Annotated in this window: 11 protein-coding genes and 1 pseudogene; 11 read left to right on the top strand and 1 reads right to left on the bottom strand. The window is 68.1% G+C overall.

Annotation, left to right across the window (positions count from 1 at the left end; genetic code table 11):
* Nucleotides 1-127 precede the first annotated feature (127 nt).
* The gene (locus AC4EEO_RS17300; RefSeq protein ID WP_491339364.1) at nucleotides 128-424 is read left to right on the top strand and encodes a hypothetical protein; all 297 of its coding nucleotides are present in this window, start codon (nucleotides 128-130) and stop codon (nucleotides 422-424) included.
* A gap of 62 nt (nucleotides 425-486) precedes the next feature.
* Here AC4EEO_RS17300 and AC4EEO_RS17295 read toward each other — a convergent pair whose 3' ends face one another.
* Nucleotides 487-1,746: a glycoside hydrolase family 1 protein gene (locus AC4EEO_RS17295; protein ID WP_491339363.1), complete on the bottom strand. Its 1,260-nt coding sequence runs from the start codon at nucleotides 1,744-1,746 to the stop codon at nucleotides 487-489.
* A gap of 218 nt (nucleotides 1,747-1,964) precedes the next feature.
* Between AC4EEO_RS17295 and AC4EEO_RS17290 the strand changes: the two genes are divergently transcribed.
* From AC4EEO_RS17290 to AC4EEO_RS17245, 10 genes and pseudogenes are all read left to right on the top strand, one after another.
* Entirely contained in the window at nucleotides 1,965-3,521 is a 1,557-nt protein-coding gene (locus AC4EEO_RS17290) for an ABC transporter substrate-binding protein (protein WP_285318659.1), read from the top strand.
* Nucleotides 3,522-3,586: 65 nt separating this feature from the next.
* Nucleotides 3,587-4,540, top strand: a complete 954-nt coding sequence (locus AC4EEO_RS17285; RefSeq protein WP_491339362.1) for an ABC transporter permease — start codon at nucleotides 3,587-3,589, stop codon at nucleotides 4,538-4,540.
* Entirely contained in the window at nucleotides 4,537-6,642 is a 2,106-nt protein-coding gene (locus tag AC4EEO_RS17280; protein WP_491339361.1) for a dipeptide/oligopeptide/nickel ABC transporter permease/ATP-binding protein, read from the top strand. Before AC4EEO_RS17285 ends, AC4EEO_RS17280 begins: the two co-directional genes overlap by 4 nt.
* The gene (locus AC4EEO_RS17275) at nucleotides 6,639-7,646 is read left to right on the top strand and encodes an oligopeptide/dipeptide ABC transporter ATP-binding protein (protein WP_491339360.1); all 1,008 of its coding nucleotides are present in this window, start codon (nucleotides 6,639-6,641) and stop codon (nucleotides 7,644-7,646) included. Before AC4EEO_RS17280 ends, AC4EEO_RS17275 begins: the two co-directional genes overlap by 4 nt.
* A 37-nt stretch (nucleotides 7,647-7,683) precedes the next feature.
* Nucleotides 7,684-9,975 carry a family 78 glycoside hydrolase catalytic domain gene (locus AC4EEO_RS17270; RefSeq protein ID WP_491339359.1) on the top strand — a complete coding sequence of 764 codons (2,292 nt, stop codon included), beginning with the start codon at nucleotides 7,684-7,686 and terminating at the stop codon, nucleotides 9,973-9,975.
* A complete protein-coding gene (locus tag AC4EEO_RS17265) occupies nucleotides 9,975-10,934 on the top strand; it encodes a glycoside hydrolase family 43 protein (RefSeq protein ID WP_491339358.1) in 960 nt (319 codons plus the stop codon). The genes AC4EEO_RS17270 and AC4EEO_RS17265 overlap by 1 nt, the downstream gene beginning before the upstream one ends.
* A gap of 59 nt (nucleotides 10,935-10,993) precedes the next feature.
* Entirely contained in the window at nucleotides 10,994-11,458 is a 465-nt protein-coding gene (locus AC4EEO_RS17260; protein WP_491339357.1) for a DUF8821 family protein, read from the top strand.
* Between the two features lie 68 nt (nucleotides 11,459-11,526).
* Nucleotides 11,527-13,617: pseudogene (locus tag AC4EEO_RS17255) on the top strand (glycoside hydrolase family 95 protein); the annotation flags it as partial.
* Between the two features lie 6 nt (nucleotides 13,618-13,623).
* Nucleotides 13,624-13,881 (top strand): glycoside hydrolase family 95-like protein, encoded by a 258-nt coding sequence (locus tag AC4EEO_RS17250; RefSeq protein ID WP_491340442.1) that lies wholly within the window; start codon nucleotides 13,624-13,626, stop codon nucleotides 13,879-13,881.
* 83 nt (nucleotides 13,882-13,964) lie between these two features.
* Nucleotides 13,965-15,464 (top strand): glycoside hydrolase family 43 protein, encoded by a 1,500-nt coding sequence (locus AC4EEO_RS17245; RefSeq protein ID WP_491339356.1) that lies wholly within the window; start codon nucleotides 13,965-13,967, stop codon nucleotides 15,462-15,464.
* Nucleotides 15,465-15,479: the final 15 nt, after the last annotated feature.

The raw sequence follows: 15,479 nt of genomic DNA, 5'->3' as shown, positions 1-15,479 counted from the left end.
CCGGACACCACCTTCACCGGGAAGCGGCGAGGGAATCCAGCCGCGCAGGCCATCGTGGAGGCGGCCGCAACCCGTGGGGACCTCCCGTTAATCCTTGTCTGCGCCGGCCCCCTCACAAACGTGGCTGATGCACTCCTGCTGGATCCGGGCCTCGGTGGCCGAACTCGATCATGCCCTGCAGAATTCCGGGCCCGCCGGAAGGTGGCTGTGGGGACACTTCAACAGCCTGGAGGTGCCGGACTTCGTGCAGTTCGGACCGCTGTGGTGCCTGGGAGACAGCGCACCTTTGGCAGTCACCGGATTGGACGGCGCCACGAGCACTTTCACGGAGACGGGAACCGTACCGCAGCGGCGGACCTACACTTCAGTGGATTCGAGGCTTGTCGTGGCGGACCTGGTCGCAAGGCTGCGCATGCTTGGGTAGGCGCGACGCGAAAGGCAAATGGTCCGGGCTTCCCGTGGAAACCCGGACCATTGCCCTTGGTGCTAGGCGGGCTGCGGTGCCCCGGCCCGGGCGTGCTCCCCGGCCAGGTTCCCCAACCAGCGTGCGCTCTCCTTGGGGGTCCGTTCCTGGGTGGAGCGGTCGACGGCGATCAGGCCGAACTTGGGCCCGTAGCCGAAGATCCATTCGAAGTTGTCGAACGCGGTCCAGGCGATGTACCCGCGGACATCGATGCCGTCCGCGAGGCAGGAAGCTACGCCGTCGACGGCCGTCCGCAGGTACGCTACCCGCTGCGTGTCATCCTTGGTGGCCAGGCCGTTCTCGGTGACAATCACCGGGATGCCGGCGATCCTGTGGGCCTCGCGGATGGTGGCTTCCAGCGCCTGGGGATAGATTTCCTCGCCCATCTGGTTGGTGGCCACACCCCCCGGCGCCGGGGCATGGCCGTCCGGGCCGTACACGGTGCGGCCGTAGGTTTGGATGCCCACGAAGTCGTCGCCGCAAGAGGCTTCGAGGAAGCGTTCGTTGACGTCGCGGCGTACCTGGTCTGCAATCCCTTCGCCACCGGGCAGCGCGTGGATATCGGAGTTTGCGAGGGTCCACCCCACCTGGAGGTCCGGGCGGCGGGCCTTGATGGCCTTGGTGGCGGCCCGGTGCGCGGCCACCTTAACCTCGAAACCGGCTTCGGTGGAGCAGAACTGGAACGGCGCGAGGGTGGCGGCCTCCACGCCCAGGCGCTCGGCGGCGGCGGCCCAGATGGGCACCGAACCGCGGTTCTCCGGGGCTTCCCCGCCGATGCCGAACGACTCCAGCAGCCAAGGGAGGTTGGGCTCGTTCAGGGTGCAGGCGACGCCGATCAGGTCACCCAGGTGGGCCATGACCCGGTCGCAATAGCGGGCAAAGAGTTCGGGCGTCCGGCTGCCCTCCCAACCGCCGATCCGAAGGAGCCACAGCGGTGACGTGAAGTGGTGGAACGTGACCACCGGGGTGAGTCCATGGTCGTGGCAGGCTTCCAGCACCCGCTTGTAGTGGTCCAGCGCAGCCACCGAAAACTGGCCTTCCTCCGGCTCGATCCGGGCCCATTCCACGGAGAAACGGTAGCTGGTAAAACCGAGGCCGGCGATCAGTGCGATGTCCTCGGCGTAACGGTGGTAATGGTCCACGGCATCCCCGGACGGCTCCGCGAAAATCGTTTCGGGAAGGTGCTCCAGGAACCAAGTATCGCTGTTGACGTTGTTGCCTTCCACCTGGTGGCCGGCGGTGGCCACGCCCCAAAGGAAGTCGCGGGGGAACGGGTTGGTCATGGGGTTCCTTTCGTGATGGACGCGTGCAGGCGTCCGAGGCTTCGCTGCCTTCCATCCATCCTTCCGCCCGGCGTGACCGCCGCCACAATACTTTTTCAATCAATGACATTGTCATGTTTGGTGCCTGCGGCCACGGCTGATTCTTGAAGGGAGCCGGCGAGCAGCCAGCCCCCACAACCGTTCCTCCGTCATCACATCAGAATGCAAAGGCGCACTACATGAAACTTCCGAACTCCACCGCCCGTGCGAGCTCCGCCGTTCTGGCCGGTGCCCTGCTGATGGGTTCCCTGGCCGCCTGCGGCGGCGGGTCCAGCCAAGCCGCCGCAAAGGCTGATACCAGCAGCCTCACCCTGGCCATCGACAGCGACTCAGCCTCCTTCGGTTTCGACCCGCTGCGCGTCTCCGCAGCCCAGCGCCAGTTCTTCGAAGGCCTCTACGACAGCCTGATGACCCTTCAGCCGGACGGTTCCGCAGGTCCGGGCCTCGCCAAGGACTTCAGCTACAACGCGGACAACACCGTCCTGACGCTGAACCTCAAGGATGACGTCACGTTCACCGACGGCTCCAAACTGGATGCCGCCCTGGTCAAGGCCAACCTGGACCGCCGGTCCGATCCCGCACTGAGCGCCTACTCCGCCGTCGCCAAGGGCGGCGCCCAGGAAATCACCTCCGTGGACGTGGTCAGCCCCACCCAGGTGGCCCTGACCTTCGCCAAGCCGCAGCCCGGATTCGAGAAGAACCTGGCCTCCACCACCGGCATGATCGTGGGCAAGAACGGTGTCGCCGACACCTCCAGCCTCGCGGCGACCCCTGACGGTTCCGGCCCGTACACCCTTGACCCCTCCACCGTGAAGGGCAACAAGTACGTCCTGGTGAAGAACGACAAAAGCGCTGACGCTTCCAAGTACGCCTACAAGAAGGTGGTCTTCAGTGTTGTCCAGGACCCGCAGGCCCGCGCCAACGCCCTGGTCTCCGGCCAGGCCGACGTGGCCATGCTGACCTCGAACACCGTTGACTTCGCGAAGTCCAAGGGCATTGGCGTTTCGCAGATCGGCGGCACCGTCAACACCATGATCTCCTTCGACAAGATCGGCAAGACCGCCCCGGCGTTCGCCCAGGAGAAGGTCCGCCAGGCCATCCAGTACGCCATCAACCGCCAGGCCCTGGTGGACGCCTTGCACAAGGGCGACATCCCCGCCTGGAACGCCCTCCCCAAGGATTCGGCCGGCTTCACCAAGGACCTCGAAACCAAGTTCGCGTACAACCCGGACAAGGCCAAGAGCCTGCTGGCCGAGGCCGGCTACCCCAACGGCTTCGAGTTCACCATCATCGCCAGCGCACAAACCCAGACGGACCTGCAGGCAGTCCAGAAGGACCTCGCCGCCGTCGGCATCACCATGAACGTGAAGATGGCCGCCTCCACCGACGAAGCTTTCGCCGCCGTCGCCACCACGCCCCTGGGCTACGCTCCCTTGAACTGGGACAACCCCGTCGGCGTGATGTACGGCGCCGTCCTCAACGGATTCACCAACGTCCAAAAGGCCACCGATGACCAGCTCAGCGCCGCCACCGGCGAGTTGGCTGCAGCGAAGGACGACGCCGCCGTGAAGGCCGCCGCCACGAAGCTGAACACCCGGTTGGTGGAATCCGGTTGGATGATCCCGCTGTACGAGGCCCTGACCAACCAGGGCTACAACACCAAGAAGGTGGCGCAGGTGAAGTTCGCCGGCACCAACGCCTACCCGCTCCTCTCGTCCTACACGCCGGCCAGCTGATACCCGCACCGTCCCGGGCGGCCCTTGTCCACCAGGGCAAGGGCCGCCCGGGGAGGGCCTGACCGATGGAGGTCACCATGGCACTATTCATTACCAAGCGCCTGCTGATGGCGCTTGCCACCGTGCTGGTGGTTGCGGTACTGGCATTCCTGCTGGTGCACGCAATGCCGGGCAGCCCCGGGGCCGTGTCCCTCGGCGCAGGCGCCTCCCAGCAGGCGATCGACGAGGTCAACCAGCGGATGGGCTGGAACGATCCGCTGCCGGCGCAGTTTTTCACCTGGCTTGGTTCCGCGGTCCAGGGCGACCTGGGCGTCTCGCTCATCGACGGCCGCTCGGTCAGCGCCGACCTCGCCAGCCGGCTGCCCGTCACCGCGTCGCTGGCTGCCGGCGCCACCGTCCTCAGTGCGGTCCTTGGCATCGGCCTGGGCGTCACCGCAGCGGTCCGCGGCGGCGTCGTGGACCGGATTATCGGTGGAGTGGCAGGCATGGCCGTTGCCCTGCCCGCCTTCTGGATCGGCATCATCTTCGTCTACCTGCTGGCAGTCCAGTCCTCCGTCTTCCCGGCAACCGGTTATGTCCCCTTTGAATCCTCCCCACAGGACTGGGCCCTGTCCCTGGCGTTGCCCGTGATCACCCTGGCGGTGGGCGGAGGGGCATTCATCGCCCGGCAGACCCGTGCCTCCATGCTCGAAGCCCTGCAGCAGGAACACATCCGCACGCTGCGTGCCACGGCCGCACCCACCTGGAAAATCCTCTACGTCCATGCCCTGCGCTATGCCAGCCTCCCGATTGTGGCCGGCATCGCCCTGCAGTTCATCCAGCTGTTCGGCGGGTCGGTCATCGCGGAGCAACTGTTCGCCATGCCCGGCCTGGGCCAGGCCGTCCAGAACTCCGTCAGCACCCATGACGCCCCGTCCGTGCAGGGCGTGGTGGTGATCGCCACCGTGGTGGTGGTCGCCGTGAACCTGGTGCTGGAACTCGCCACCAAGTTCCTCGACCCGAAGTTGCGTGCCTCATGATTCCCAACGTTGCCCCCGCGCCCGCAGACCAAGCACAGCCGACGACGGCCGCGGACCTTCGCAAGACACGTCGCCAGGGCGCGCCGAAGAAGTTCACTGGCAGCAAGCTGTTTGGCTCGTTCGGGAGCATCGCAGGGGTGGCCTGGCTGGCCGTCCTCGTGGCCGCCTCCCTGACTGCCCCGCTGTGGCTGCCGTTCAAGACCGAGGACCAGGACTTCACCGCCGTGCTCTCCGGCCCAACCGCCGCGCACTGGCTTGGCACGGATGAACTGGGCCGTGACCTCCTGAGCCGGATCTTCGCCTCCGCAGCCGGTACCCTCGGAACGTCAATGATCACGGTGATTGTCGCCGTCGGACTCGGAACGCTCCTTGCGTTGCTGGCCGCAGCCGCCGGCGAGAGGGCGGAGAACGCGGTCAGCCGCATCACCGAGATCATGATGTCGCTGCCCGGCACCGTGATCATCCTGGCCGTGATCGGAGCTGTGGGAACCAATATTCCGATGATCATGGGAATCCTGGGCGTCCTGATCTCGGCCGGTATCTACCGCGTGATGCTCGGGCAGGCCAAATCCCTTCAGTCGCAGCTGTACGTGGACGCCGCCAAAGTGGACGGTGTCAGCACCGCCGGTATCAGCCTGCGCCATGTGCTGCCCGGCTTGACCAACACCATCGTCGTCCAGGCCGCGCTGATCTTCGCCGTCGGCATGCTGATCCAGGCAGGCCTGGCGTTCATCGGCTTCGGGCCGCCCATTCCGCAACCCAGCTGGGGCGGAATGATCCAAGGCGCCTCCCAGCACGTCTATGACGCACCCTGGATGATGGTGCCCACCGGCGCCGTACTTGCCCTGACCGTCCTGTCCGCCAACGCCATCGGCAACGCCCTCGGCAAGGCGCCCAACGCCACCGCCTCACATCTGCCTTCCGCCGCCGCCCGGCGCCAGCGCGCCAAGGCAGTTGCCGCCATCGCTTCAACAGCCCCCGCTCCCGTCACGCAGGACGGTGGGGCGAAGGGGACGCTCAGCGTCCGCAACCTGTCCGTCGGCGTCGACAGTACCGGTGCGGGCAGCGGCGTCCGCCTGGTCACCGATGTCTCCTTCGACGTCGAACAAGGCACGGTCCTGGGGCTGGTGGGGGAGTCCGGCTGCGGCAAGACGATGACCGCGCTGTCCCTTCTCGGGCTGCTGCCGTCCGGGGTCTCCGTCACGGGCGGCCAGATCCTCTGGAACGGCAGGAACCTTGCCGCCACCACCGACAAAGCCATGGAAACCGTCCGCGGCCGGGACATCGCCCTGATCAGCCAGGAACCCATGCGCGCCCTGGATCCGATGTTCACGGTGGGCTACCAGCTCACCGCCACCATCCGGCGGCTCCGCGGCATGGGCAAGGCGGAGGCCCGGGAGGAAGCCCGGAACCTTCTGGAGAAGGTGGGGATCGTGGACGCTGCACGCATCCTGAAGATCTATCCGCACCAGATCAGCGGCGGCATGGCCCAGCGCGTGGCCATCGCCCTGGCGCTCGCCGGGCAGCCGAAACTGCTGGTGGCTGACGAACCGACCACCGCCCTGGACGTCACGGTGCAGGCCGAAATCCTGTCCCTGCTGCGCTCCCTGGTGACGGACACCGGCATGTCCGTGGTGATGGTGACGCACGACCTCGGCGTGGTGGCGGACATCTGTGACCAGGTTGCCGTCATGTACGCCGGCCAGGTGGTGGAGAACGGCAGGACGGACAGCATCCTGGACAATCCCCGGCACCCCTACACCCTGGCTTTGCTTGCCGCAGACCCGCACGCCAACCATGCAAACGACATGCCGGAACGCCTCGCCACGATTCAAGGGCAGGTACCCCAGCCCAAGGACTGGCCCACCGGGTGCCGGTTCGCCGCCCGCTGCCAGTTCGCCGGGTCCGCCTGCCTGGAACCGGTCCCGCTGCTGTCCTCGGGTGCCGGTACAGGCGTGGTGCGGTGCGTCAAAGCGGACCAGCTCGCCGTCGAAGGCATGGACTGGCTGGCCACGGACGTACCTGCCGCCCGCACCCTGGAGATCACCCCCACACAGAATCCGCGCACTTTGCAGACCATCGTCGAAAAGGACCTGGCATGAGCACCGCAGTCACCGAACGCCGCGATTCCACGCCGCCTTCCGCCGCAACTCCCATGCTGGAGGTCAAGGACCTGGTGGTCCGCTACGGCCGGGGTCGGAAGGCAGCCGCGGCCCCCGCCGCCGTCGACCATGTCAGCTTCAGCATCGCCCCCGGCGAGACCGTGGGACTGGTGGGGGAGTCCGGATCCGGAAAGTCCACCATCGGCAAGGCCATCCTTGGCCTGCAGAAGGTGTCCGGCGGCACCATCAGCTACCAGGGCAAGGACATCACCTCCGCCGGCGCCGCCCAGCGCCGGGCGCTGGGCGGGGAACTGCGTGCCGTCTTCCAGGACCCCAACTCATCGCTGAACCCGCGGAACACCATCGGCACGTCCCTGGCCGAACCGCTGCGCCTGCGAGGGGTTTCAGCGGCAGAGGCACGCGCCAAGGCCGGAGACATGCTGGAACGCGTGGGCCTGCCGCGGGACGCCGTGGACCGGTACCCCAGCCAGTTCTCCGGCGGCCAGCGCCAGCGCATTTCCGTGGCGCGTGCCCTCATCTGCGATCCCCAGCTGGTGGTCTGCGACGAAGCCGTCAGCGCCTTGGACCTTTCCACCCAGGCGCAGGTGCTCAACCTGCTGGCCGACCTCCGCGACGAGCGGGGCCTGAGCTACCTGTTCATCGCCCACGACATCGCCGTGGTCCAATTCCTGGCCCAGCGCGTGGTGGTGCTGTACCGCGGGCAGGTCATGGAAAGCGGACCTGCCGCGGCCGTTACTGAAAACCCGAGGCACCCCTTCACCCAGGCGCTCGTGGCCGCCTCCCCGGTGCCGCGTCCGGCGGAGCAGGCGGCGCGCCGGGAGGCCCGCGAATCACTGGGCGTCCGTACGGGGGCGGCTGCGGTCCCCGCACCCGGCGGCTGCCCCTTCCGGCTCCGCTGTCCCCTGGCCACCGACCTGTGCGCCGCCGAGCGGCCGGCGCTGCGACGGGTGGGGACGGCCGACGTCGCCTGCCACTACGCCTGAACCCCTTGCCTCAACTTCAGAACGGACCCCTTCTTCCATGACTTCCACTCCCTGGCTCGCCGCCATGATTTCGCCCGAGCAGGACTTCGACGGCGCACCTCGGCTCCGCAAGGAATTTGCGCTCGAGGAGGGCCACGGCGGCGTGGCGAGGGCGACGCTGCGGGCCACCGCCTTCGGCGTCTATGAGGCGTTCATCAACGGCTCACCGGTGGGGGCCGACGTCCTGAGCCCGGGCTGGAGCTCCTACGAGTGGCGGCTCCGCTACCGCAGCTATGACGTCACGTCGCTGGTGGCGCCCACCAGCGTGCTGGGCGTGGAGCTGGGAAACGGCTGGTACCGCGGCCGGCTGGCCTGGCATGGCATGTCCAACCTGTACGGCAGCGAGCTGGGGTTCTTCGGGCAGCTGGACATCGAGTTTGAGGACGGCCATGTCCAATCGATCGCGTCGGATACCACCTGGCAGGCAGGCCCCTCCGCCACCACCTTCAACGACCTCTACGACGGCCAAACCATCGACGCCCGCCGCTCTCAGAAGGGCTGGGAGGAGCCCGGCTTTGTGCCCGGCGCTGGCTGGACGGGCGTGCGTGAACTGGCGTTCGACGGCGGCCGGCTCGCTGAGCCGGTGGGCCCGCCCGTGGTGCGCGCCGGCGTCGTCCGTCCCGTGGAAATCTTCACCTCACCCGGCGGCCGGACACTGGTGGACTTCGGCCAGAACCTGGTGGGCTGGCTCCGGTTCACCGTTCGGGGCGAGGCCGGGCAGGCCATCACCGTCCGGCATGCCGAGGTGCTGGAAAACGGCGAACTCGGTGTCCGGCCCCTGCGGTCCGCGAAGGCCACGGACACGTTCATCCTCTCCGGCGGGGAAGACGTCTTTGAACCCACCAAGACCTTCCACGGCTTCCGCTACGCCGAAATCGCCGGCTGGCCGGGAACGCTGACCGCGGATGACGTCGAGGCCGTGGTGGTCCACTCAGACCTTGAGCGCACCGGCACCTTCGAATGCTCCAACGAGCTCGTCAATCAGCTGCACCGCAACATCGTCTGGGGCCTCCGCGGGAACTTCCTGGACCTGCCCACCGACTGCCCGCAGCGCGATGAGCGCCTGGGCTGGACCGGCGACATCGCGGTCTTCGCCCCCACCGCCGCCTACCTGTACGACGTCAAGGGCTTCCTGCAGGACTGGCTGCTGGACCTCGCCGCCGAGCAAAAGGCGGCAAACGGCCTGGTACCCATCACCGTGCCCGATGCCCTGAAGTACTGCCCGCAACCGCCGGAATTCCCGGCCCCGGAATCCTCGGCGCTCTGGAGCGAAGCCTCCGTGTGGGTGCCGTGGGCACTCTGGGAGGCCTACGGGGACATCAGCGTGCTGCGGAACCAGTACGAGTCAATGGCCTCGCACACCCGCCGCGTGGAGGGGCTGCTCTCGCCCACCGGCCTGTGGGACTCCGGCTTCCAGTTCGGCGACTGGCTGGACCCGGACGCCGCGCCGGACCAGCCATGGGCGGCCAAGGCGGACACCGGCGTGGTGGCCACCGCCTGCATGTACCGCACCGCGCGCCTCACAGCGCAGGCTGCCGGGCTGCTGGGAAAGCACGACGACGAAGCGTACTTCGAGGCGCTCGCCGCCCGGGTGCGGACCGCCTTCGCTGAACACTACGTGGCAGCCGGCGGCACCATCCGCAGCGACTGCACCACCGTCTACGCGCTGGCCATCGCCTTCGGCATCCTGCCCACCCCGGAGCTGCGGGAATTCGCCGGGAACCGCCTGGCCGAACTCGTCAGGGCCAACAACTACCGCGTGTCCACCGGGTTCGCCGGCACCCCGTTCATCACCCACGCGCTGACGGACACCGGCCACGCGGACGAGGCCTACCGGCTGCTGCTGGAGGAGGGCTGCCCGTCCTGGCTGTACCCGGTGACGATGGGCGCCACCACGGTCTGGGAACGCTGGGATTCCATGCTCCCGGACGGCACCATCAACCCCGGTGAAATGACCAGCTTCAACCACTACGCCCTGGGCGCGGTGGCCGACTGGATGCACAAAGCCATCGGCGGCATCCGGCCGCTGGAACCCGGTTACGCCCGGGTGCTCATCGCACCGCAGCCGGGGGACGGGATCAACTGGGCCAAAACCTCCCTGAAGACTCCGCACGGTGAGGTCCGGGTGGAATGGACGCTCGACGGCGGTGCGTTCCGCCTGGAGGCGGCCGTCCCTGCCGGGGTGGCGGCCGACGTCGTGCTTCCGGACGGTTCCCGGCACGCCATGGAGGGCGGGACGCGCCGCTTTGACTGCCCTGTTGCGGTGCGGGAACCGACGGTGGCCCGCTGATGGGGGCCGCTGCCCGGGCGGAACCTGCCCTGCGCCTCGACGCCATCAGGATGCGGGACCCGTTCATCCTGGAGTCCGCTCCCGGCGGGTTCGTCCTGTTCGGGACCAGCGATGAAAATGTGTGGGGCGGACCGGCCACCGGCTTTGACTGCTACACCAGCGAGGACCTGGAACATTGGGATGGCCCTTTTGCCGCCTTCCGGCCGCCGGCGGATTTCTGGGCGGACACCCAGTTCTGGGCTCCGGAGGTGTACGCGCTGGACGGGCGGTTCTTCATGTTTGCCACGCTCGCAACATCGTCCCGGGCCCGCCCTCGGGGCGTTGTGGTGCTCGTTGCCGATGCGGCGATCGGCCCCTACCGGCCGTGGAGCGACGGACCGGTCACCCCGGCCGCGCAGCCCTGCCTGGATGGAACACTCTACGTTGACGACGCCGGCGCCCGGTGGCTGGTCTACAGCCGCGGGGCGGAAGGGACACAGGAGGAACCGGGGACCGCCGACGGCCACATGTGCGCGGTCCGCCTGGCCCATGATCTTCGCGCCGCCGTTGGTGAGCCGGTCCTGCTGTTCACGGCCTCCTCGGCCCCCTGGGCCAGGCCGCTGCGTCTCCCGGACGGTGCAGAACCTCCGCCGGCACTGAACCTTGCCAAGGACCCGCTGTTTACCGACGGGCCGTTCCTCCTCCGTTCACCACAAGGGTCACTGCTGATGCTGTGGTCCAGCCACGGCGAAGCCGGTTATGCCATGGGTATCGCCGAGTCAGCAGGGGGAACACTGATGGGGCCATGGGTGCAGCAGGATGAACCCTTGTGGCCGGGCAACGGCGGGCATGGCATGGTCCTCCGCACCTCCGGCGGGCGCGACTACCTGGTCTTTCACGGGCCGAACGACACACCGAACGAACGGGTCCGGCTCACAGCTGTAAGAATCGACGGAAACAGCCTCCGCCTGCATCAGTGAGGTGCAGTGGAGGCGCTGATCTGCAACGATGTGGCAAAAGACCATTCCCAGGAGGACTCATGCCGTACACCGTGGATTTCAAGAACGTGTCCACCGTTGGTTTGGAATCGTCGCCGGTTGCCGACGCGCTGTCCGGCCTGCGGGCCAACGAGGCACGCTACTACAAGAACAAATACGACCACGACTTCACCGTGGTCCCCGCGGACGAGGCGCCGGAAACGGTTGACTACGTCCACAACATCCTCTCCACCGAGCGGAACCTGGTGATCACCTCCAAGCCGCTTGAGGTGTCCTCTTTCGAGGTGGACGGGCTGCGGATGGCGTACGTGTTCTATGAGTCCGGGCTGTCCATCAACGTCATGTACGGCATTGCGGAAGGCGGCAAGCGGGCGGTCGGGTTCAAACTCTCGGACGGCATGGACGTTCCGGAGGAACTGGCGTCCAGCTTCAAGTTCGCCCGCCAGAAGTCCAAGCTTGCGGGCACCATCCGCGGTTCCTACTTCGTCATCAAGGGCGAGTACTGAGCGCTGAAGCGGGGGCATCGCCTGGATCCGCGGGGCCGGTTGAAGTGCCCGGCACGGATCCCGCCCACATGCTCTGGTACCGGGGCCCGGCGGAACGGTTCGTCGAGTCCCTGCCGGTAGGCAACGGACTCGCAGGGGCCACGGTTCGCGGCCTGGTGGGTGGCGAGCGCCTCCAACTCAATGAAGGTTCGGCGTGGTCCGGGCCAACCAGCCGGTCCGCACCGGCACTGGACCCATCCGCCGGACCGGCCACGCTCCACGCTGTCCGTTCGGCGGTGGATGCCGGGAATGTGCGCCGGGCGGAAGAGCTGCTGCTGGCATTCCAGGGCACTCATTCGCAGGCATACCTGCCGTTCGCTGTCCTGGCAGTGGACGTTGCCGGGTCCGCCGCAGCTGTTGACGGTGGGCCCGCCCGGTGGCTCGACCTCAGGACCGGTACCGCGGGGCACCGATACGTGGTTGACGGCGCCGAGGTCCGGCACCGGACCTTCGCCTCCCACCCGGACGCCGTCATCATCCACGAGATCACCGCCGACGCTCCCATCACCGTCCGGATCGGGTTGCACCCCGACGGCATCCGGCCCCTTGGACAGGACGCCGCAGAGCATGAGTGGGGGAACGAACTCCGCCTGCGGTTGCTGCTGCCCAGCGACGTGGCGCCCGCCTTTGAGCGGACTGCCGAGCATATCCATTACGACGGCGGCTCGCGCGCCGGAGCAGTCCATGCCGGCGTCGCCACCGACGGGGCGTTGGCCTCCACCGCGGGAGTCCTCGCAGTCACGGGCGCACGTTCCGTGCGGCTGGCCATTGCCACCGGAACGGTCCTGGCCCATCCGCACACCGGCCGGCACGCGAACACCGCCGGTTCCCCTGACGACCTTGCCGTACTCCTCACCGGCCGGGTGGCGCGGGCCCTCCAGGACTCCGCGGAGGCGGTTCTGGAACGCCACGTTGCCGACCACGCCGGGCTTTACGGCAGGGTCCGAATGGATCTCGGCCCGGACGCCGGCGCAGGCTCCGGTCCGGGGAAGCCAACGGACCAGCGCATCCGCGACTTCGAAGTGGACAAGACCGATACCGCACTGATCTCCCTCCTGTTCCACTACGGCCGGTACCTGTTGATTGCCTCCTCCCGCGCCGGTGGGTTCCCGGCCAACCTCCAAGGCATCTGGAACGAGGAACTGCCGCCACCGTGGAGCAGCAACTACACCGTGAACATCAACACGGAAATGAACTATTGGCCGGCACTGCCCGCCAACCTCGCCGAATGCCACGAACCACTGCTGCAGCTGGTGGACACGCTTGCCCGCACCGGCCCGGCCGCTGCCGCCCTGTACGGTGCGCGGGGATGGGCGGTCCACCACAACACGGATCCCTGGGGCTACCCGTTTGCCGCCGGCGCCGGCGAAGGCGACTCCATGTGGGCCAGCTGGGCCATGGGAGGCACCTGGCTGGTCCAGTCAGCCTGGCAGCACTACGCCTACACCGGGGATGCCGGCCGGTTGCGGGCTTCCTGGCCGGCCATCGAAGGCGCATGCCTCTTCGCACTGGACTGGATCATTGGGGATACGGAGACCGGAACGCACACGTCACCGTCCACCTCTCCCGAGAACCAGTACGTCGCCCCGGACGGCGCGCCGGCGTCGGTGAGCCGGTCCTCCACCATGGATGTTTCCCTCCTCCGCGGGCTCCTCGATGCGGCACGGCACGCCGCCGCAGCCTTGGCGGAGGACCCACCCTGGCGGGCGGACCTTGCGGACAAGGTGCACGCCCTTCCCGGGCCGGCCACCGGTGACCGGGGAGAAATCCGGGAATGGTCCTTTCCGGCCACTGAGCATGCACCGGACCACCGGCACACCTCCCACCTGGCGGCCGTCTATCCCCTGCGGCAGTGGAACCCGGAGGCCACGCCGGAGCTCGCCTCCGCCGCTGCCAGGACCCTGGAACTCCGCGGCCCCGAGTCCACCGGCTGGGCCATGGCCTGGCGCATCGCCCTTTGGGCCCGGCTTGGCAACGCGGCAAAAGCTTAGGAGAGCCTGAACCTGGCACTCCGGGCGGCGGGGGAGGGCTTCGACGGGCGCGGCGGGGTCTATCCCAACCTCTTCACCGCCCACCCGCCGTTCCAGATCGATGCGAACTTCGGTGCCACCGCCGGCATCGCCGAGATGCTGCTCCAGTCGGACCCGGCCGCCATCCGGCTGCTGCCGGCACTGCCGGAATCATGGCGCGAGGGATCGGTGACCGGCATGCGGGCGGTGGGTGGAATCGAGGTGGACATCCGCTGGTCCGGGGGCGTCCTGGACAGCGCCGTGCTGCGGTCTGCCGCGCCTGTCCACCGGGAGGTCAACTGGAACGGCCCCCGGACCACCGTGCGCCTGTCCGGCATCCAGGATGTTGAGCTCCGCCGCGGCAACTTCGCGTAGCGGCCCGCGCCGCCGGCCCGGAACGCGTTTCAACGAATGAAATAAGGCCACACGCTGGGCCGGGCGAGGCGAAGGATGGCTGGATGCACTCCAACCCCATCCTTCCCGGCTTCAACCCGGACCCGACCATTGTCAGTACCCCGGACGGCTACTACGTGGTGACGTCATCGTTCGAATACCTCCCCGGACTGCCGGTTTATCACAGCCAGGACCTGCAAAGCTGGGAGCTGATCGGGCATGTGGCCACGAGTGAGGAGCAGGTCCACGTTGCCAACGTCCCGACGCCCGGAGGGGTCTGGGCGCCGACGCTCCGGTACCGGGACGGCGTGTTCCACCTGATCGTTTCGGTCTTCCTCGGGGGCCGCGGCTGCGTGCTGTTCACTGCCACAGACCCCGCCGGCCCCTGGAGCGACGGGATTGTCATCGACGCGGTGGACGGCATTGACCCGGACCTCGCCTGGGATGAGGACGGAACCGCGTACGTGACCTTCGCCCGGCACCCGGACGCGATCCAGCAGGTCCGCGTGGACCTGGAGACCGGGACGGCCCTGGAGGAGCCCAGGCCGCTCTGGCAGGGCAGCGGACTCTACTCGCCTGAGGGTCCGCACCTCTACCGGCGCGGCCACTGGTGGTACCTGCTGGCGGCCGAGGGCGGGACGGACAGGGGCCATGCCGTCACCGTGGCCCGTTCGCGCCAGCCGGACGGACCCTTCGAGGCGGCGCCGCACAACCCCATCCTCACCGCGGCCGGCACGGGCTCGCCCATCCAGAACACCGGGCACGCAGATTTGGTGGAGCTTCCCGACGGCGGCACCGCCATGGTGCTGCTGGGCGTCCGTCCGGTGGGCCTCACCCAGGCGTTTTCCCCGCTGGGCCGCGAAACCTTCCTGACTACGTTGGACTGGGATGACGACTGGCCGTACGCGAGCATGCCGGTGCCGTCCGCCGTCCTGCCGGAACGGATCGAATATGACTTCACCGGGGGTGCCGGCCTGGACCACCTGCACTGGATTGGAGTCCGGCGGACACCTGCGGACTTCACCACGCCAACGGACCGCGGACTGGTCATCAGTGGAGACGGGAACACCCTTGGCGCGCCCCGGCCTGCCTTCGTCGGGCAGCGTCAGCGCCATCAGGGCATCGAAGTGCGGGCCGTCCTGGGCGTCACTGCCGGGAGCGGCGGCATCGCCGTGCGCAACGCGGAGGACAACTGGTTCGGCGTTGAAGCCGGCAGCAGCAGCGCAGGTGTGACGGTCACCGCGCGGGCCGTCGTCGCAGGCTTTGACCGCACCTGGGACGCAACGCTCCCGCACGGTGACGTTGAACTGGCGATCCTGGCCGAGCCGCCGTCGCGGGACTTCAGGGCCGGGGCCGTGGGCGGCGACAGGATCCGCCTCCTCGCCCGGCCTGCGGCCCCTGATGCTGCCCCGGATGGCCGTGCCGGCGAGGTGCTGCTCACCGAACTGGACGGCAGGCACTGGGCGTTTGAAACCGCCAAGGCGTTCACCGGGCGGGCCTTCGGCGCGTTCGCCGTGGAAGGAGACGTCGTCGTTCGCCGCCTGGACTATTGCGGCAAGGACTGAGGCGGCCAGGACTGA

The organism is Pseudarthrobacter sp. MOO13 (genome assembly GCF_058267655.1).
Note: the sequence above shows the minus strand (reverse complement) of the source record. Positions and strands in the feature narration are given on the sequence as shown.

What these genes read in the sequence shown, in the direction of transcription:
- AC4EEO_RS17275 (WP_491339360.1), top strand. Translation starts at nt 6,639, where the DNA reads ATGAGCACCGCAGTCACCGAACGCCGCGATTCCACGCCGCCTTCCGCC.
- AC4EEO_RS17250 (WP_491340442.1), top strand. Translation starts at nt 13,624, where the DNA reads ATGCTGCTCCAGTCGGACCCGGCCGCCATCCGGCTGCTGCCGGCACTG.
- AC4EEO_RS17260 (WP_491339357.1), top strand. Translation starts at nt 10,994, where the DNA reads ATGCCGTACACCGTGGATTTCAAGAACGTGTCCACCGTTGGTTTGGAA.
- AC4EEO_RS17290 (WP_285318659.1), top strand. Translation starts at nt 1,965, where the DNA reads ATGAAACTTCCGAACTCCACCGCCCGTGCGAGCTCCGCCGTTCTGGCC.
- AC4EEO_RS17295 (WP_491339363.1), bottom strand. Translation starts at nt 1,746, where the DNA reads ATGACCAACCCGTTCCCCCGCGACTTCCTTTGGGGCGTGGCCACCGCC.
- AC4EEO_RS17270 (WP_491339359.1), top strand. Translation starts at nt 7,684, where the DNA reads ATGACTTCCACTCCCTGGCTCGCCGCCATGATTTCGCCCGAGCAGGAC.
- AC4EEO_RS17285 (WP_491339362.1), top strand. Translation starts at nt 3,587, where the DNA reads ATGGAGGTCACCATGGCACTATTCATTACCAAGCGCCTGCTGATGGCG.
- AC4EEO_RS17280 (WP_491339361.1), top strand. Translation starts at nt 4,537, where the DNA reads ATGATTCCCAACGTTGCCCCCGCGCCCGCAGACCAAGCACAGCCGACG.
- AC4EEO_RS17300 (WP_491339364.1), top strand. Translation starts at nt 128, where the DNA reads ATGCACTCCTGCTGGATCCGGGCCTCGGTGGCCGAACTCGATCATGCC.
- AC4EEO_RS17265 (WP_491339358.1), top strand. Translation starts at nt 9,975, where the DNA reads ATGGGGGCCGCTGCCCGGGCGGAACCTGCCCTGCGCCTCGACGCCATC.
- AC4EEO_RS17245 (WP_491339356.1), top strand. Translation starts at nt 13,965, where the DNA reads ATGCACTCCAACCCCATCCTTCCCGGCTTCAACCCGGACCCGACCATT.